At 55.1% G+C, this 285-nt stretch carries 1 protein-coding gene; it reads left to right on the top strand.

The features are described from left to right. Positions 1-84: 84 nt before the first annotated feature. Positions 85-285: hypothetical protein (locus AC1RPG_RS08700; RefSeq protein ID WP_481762587.1), on the top strand; the 201-nt coding region annotated here is incomplete at its 3' end.

The following is a 285-nucleotide window of genomic DNA, read 5'->3' as shown; positions in this document are numbered from 1 at the left end:
GCGTTCAAGAAAAAGAAGTAAGTAGTTGACAGGAACAGGGCCCCGGCGTAAACTCGGGCCCTGTTCTCATATAAGGAGCGCAAAGTGCAAAACGTAGCCGATTTGATCAATCCTGAAACTGGCAATACGTACCGCGCGGATAACGCGAAAAAGAGCCATCGATTTCCGCTCGGCACTCTCGTCGGGATCAAAACGCAGACGGACCCGAAATGGGTCGGCGTCCGGGACGGTATGCGACTGTTTGTCGTGTACTGCGGGCGCGACTGCGATCAGACGCCGCTGTAC

This window comes from Dellaglioa sp. CoH-57-MRSF-18 (assembly GCF_056781995.1).
This window is presented reverse-complemented; position numbering and strand designations above follow the sequence as displayed.